The sequence below is a fragment of the Sphingomonas sp. LH128 genome, from assembly GCF_000293195.2.
Classification (GTDB): Bacteria; Pseudomonadota; Alphaproteobacteria; order Sphingomonadales; family Sphingomonadaceae; genus Novosphingobium; species Novosphingobium resinovorum_A.
This window is the reverse complement of record NZ_ALVC01000386.1, coordinates 1-3,256: the sequence shown is the minus strand read 5'-3', so window position 1 is coordinate 3,256 and position 3,256 is coordinate 1. Positions and strand designations below refer to the sequence as shown.

The following is a 3,256-nucleotide window of genomic DNA, read 5'->3' as shown; positions in this document are numbered from 1 at the left end:
GGGGCGCGTAGCAGCCCCTTGCGCCATCCACCCATGTCGGTCATTCAACGCCCGGATTTCATTTCCCGGCAGCGGACGGTCCGCAGTGGCTTGTGCTCTCAAAATCGCTGGCGCCTTGTCTCAAGGCGGCTTCAATGTCGACCATCTAAATCGAACTCTGGTAGCAGGGGCTTCCGTGCCGTAAGCCACAGCCTCCTGCATGGACAACAAGAGAGCTTATGGCGCTGGTAAAGAAATCGACCTTGGGTTCTCGTGCAAGGGGTACGACCTCAGCTGCTGCAGAGGTCGCGCCATCAGCGGAAGTCAGCACTACTCGCCGGCCGGCTGCAAGGCGCAAATCGGCCACCCCTACCGAGCGCATCGACCAGGCGACGCAGGAACTGGCGAGCGGCCTGGGCGAAGCCTCGGCAGCGGCCGCCGAGTTGCAGCGCACGATGGCCCAGATTTCGAGCGGGGCAGAGGAGGCGGCGGGCGCGGCGCAGGAATCGCTCGGCCTGATCGCCGCGCTCGGCATGAATTTCCGCGACGCACGGAGCCGCGCGGAACAATCGCGTCGTCAGACGGAGGCGGTGCAGACCAGCTTTGCCGAGATCAGCACGCAGATCGAAGGATCGGTCGCGGCCATAGAATTGAGTGCGCAGCGACAGCTGTCGACCGTCGATCTGATGTCCACGTTGGAAGAGGCAGCGGGAAACATCGACGAGATCGGGGCTTATGTCGCCGATGTGTCGGACCAGACCAGCCTGCTTGCCCTCAACGCTGCGATCGAAGCCGCGCGTGCAGGCGACAGCGGGGCGGGCTTTTCGGTCGTCGCGGACGAGGTGCGCACGCTGGCCGAGAACTCCGAAGCGGGCGCCAGCGACATTCGGCGCCTGTCCGCCAGCATCGGAACCGAGGTGCAGCAAATCGCGGAAAAGATCCGAGCGGCATCGACGCAGGCCACGAGCGAGGCCGGCCTGGGTCATGAGGTCGTCGCGCGCCTGAAAGTTGCGCGCGATGATCTCGCGGCACTTGGCATGAACATGCAGGACATTCTCCAGACAGCGTTGGAGGCGGAAAGTGCGACCCGCGAGGCGGAGCGCGGCGCGGAGCAGGTGGCGAGCGCCGCCGAGGAGCAGTCCGCCGCCGCAGCAGAAGCCCAGCAGGCTATTGAGCAGCAGGGATCTTCGCTGGAGGAAAGCCAGCAAACGGCAGAGGCGCTTGGCGACTTGACCGAGCAGTTGCAGAGCAATGCCGGCGAGGTCGTGGTCGAACAGGTGGCAGCGGCAGCGGAAGAACTGTCAGCAACGGTGCAGGAACTGTCCGGCGCGTCCGGACAAATCCTCGTGGCGCTTGAACAGATCAGTCGTGGCACTCAGGTTCAGGCATCAGCCACCCTTCAGGCCAATGCCGCGATGAGCCAGATCGAAAAATCCGCTCGCGTTGCTCAGGAGAGAGCGGAAGGCGCTAACGGCCGGATCACCGCGATCGTGCGATCGGTGACGGAAGGCCGGGCGATGATGGAGCAGCTGGTCGATGGCGTCGGCACCGCGCTGCAAGAGGTCAACGGCGTGCAGGGCCTGTTGGCAGGCCTGAACGACACTACGCGAAAGATCGAAAAGATTGCCGACAGCCTGGCCCTGATTTCCATCCAGACGAATATGCTGGCCGTCAGCGGCGCGGTCGAGGCGACCCGTGCTGGGGACGCAGGGTCGGGATTTGCAATGGTCGCGGGAGATATCCGCAAGCTGTCTCGCGATGCCGCCGATAGCGCAGAGCGGACCAAGGACATCGTCCGCACGATACAGGATCAGATGGTGTCCGTCCGCCGCGATCTCGATCAGGTTGTTGGAGCTGCCGAGGCGGAAATAGCCCGCAACCGAGCCATGGTGGAACGCTTTGCGCTGGTGACAGCGGAACTGGAGGATGCGCAGGCATCCAACGGCGCGATCCTGACGAGCGCGGATGCCATGTTGCGGTCCGTTCGGGAGGTTCAAAGCGGCACCACCCAGATCGCCGAAGCGGCCGAACTTGCCGCAGCCGCCATTCGGGAAGCGAGCGCGGCCGCACGCCAACAGGCACAGGGCGCCGAGGCGCTGGCGGCAGCGATCGAGGAAATCGCGTCCATCGCGACCGTCCTTGCCGTACAAGAGAACTGAGTTTGGCCGCCGCCCCTCTCCCCGCCATGCAAATTCTGACGTTCACCGTCGGCGAACGGCGTCTGGGCTTGCCCGCTGCGCAGGTGCGGGAAATCCTGTCGATGCCGAGGATTTCGCGTGTGCCGCATGCGCCGGATGCGCTGCTGGGCGTCGCGAACATGCGCGGCACGGTTATTGCGGTGATTTGCGTTGGACGGCTGATCGGTCAGGAAGAGAGCGAAAGCCAGCGTGTGATCATCGTCGATGCCGACGGCCTCGTAGGACTGGCCGTTACCAGCGTTGCTCAGCTTGCGGACCAGCGCGCGGTCCCTGACGTCTCCCTGCTCGACGTTGCGGAGCTGGTCGCACAGGCCGTGCCGAAGAAACGTCAGCGCGAGTCCAGCGGGCGCGTCATCGCTTTGGCAAGCCGCGCTGCCCGCCAAGACACCTTGGCGCTCGTTGCTTTCACGATCAGCGATCAGGCCTTTGCGCTCCCCTTGTCCAACATCGACAAGATCATGCGCGTGCCCGACGACATCGCCCGGATGCCGCATGCGGACGATGTCGTGATCGGCACCATGCCGCTGCAAGGCAACCTCCTGCCATTGCTGTCGCTCGCGGCCCTGCTGGCCCTTCCCATCCGGCCCGCAGACCATCATGCCCGCATTCTCGTCGTCAGGATCGGCACGCATCGCGTCGGTCTGCTGGTCGACGCGATGCAGTCCGTTGTGCGCGTCGCCGAGACTGACATCGATTCCGTTCCGCAAGTGCTGAACCGGGGCGGCGCGGAAGCACGCATCCAGGCGATCTGCCGGCTCGGGGAGGGCAAGGGCCTGCTGTCCGTCCTCGCCACGGACCAGCTGCTGCGCGAGGACATCATGGCGAGGCTGCTACAGGGCGATGGCAAGGAACAGGGCAACATGACAGGCGGCGCGGCGAGCGAACGATGCGAGCGGTTTCTTCTGTTCCGGATCGGCGACGACAGCTTCGGTTTGCCCCTCGATGCGGTCGATGAGGTCGTCCCCTTGCCGCCGCGCCTCACGCCCCTGCCCAAGGCGCCCGACTTCGTGCAGGGAGTCATGAACGTGCGCGGTCAGGTCATCCCGGTGATCGACCAGGCGCGGCGGGTCAACGGCACC

At 65.0% G+C, this 3,256-nt stretch carries 2 protein-coding genes; both read left to right on the top strand.

All coding sequences use genetic code 11. The features are described from left to right. Positions 1-512: 512 nt before the first annotated feature. The gene (locus LH128_RS25835; RefSeq protein WP_327195267.1) at positions 513-2,138 is read left to right on the top strand and encodes a methyl-accepting chemotaxis protein; all 1,626 of its coding nucleotides are present in this window, start codon (positions 513-515) and stop codon (positions 2,136-2,138) included. A 26-nt stretch (positions 2,139-2,164) separates the two neighbouring features. Further along, a partial coding sequence (locus LH128_RS25830; RefSeq protein WP_037521397.1) for a chemotaxis protein CheW occupies positions 2,165-3,256 on the top strand: 1,092 nt, incomplete at its 3' end.

Excerpts from the sequence above, each read along its gene's own strand:
- LH128_RS25835 (WP_327195267.1), top strand. The coding sequence starts at position 513 with ATGAATTTCCGCGACGCACGGAGCCGCGCGGAACAATCGCGTCGTCAG.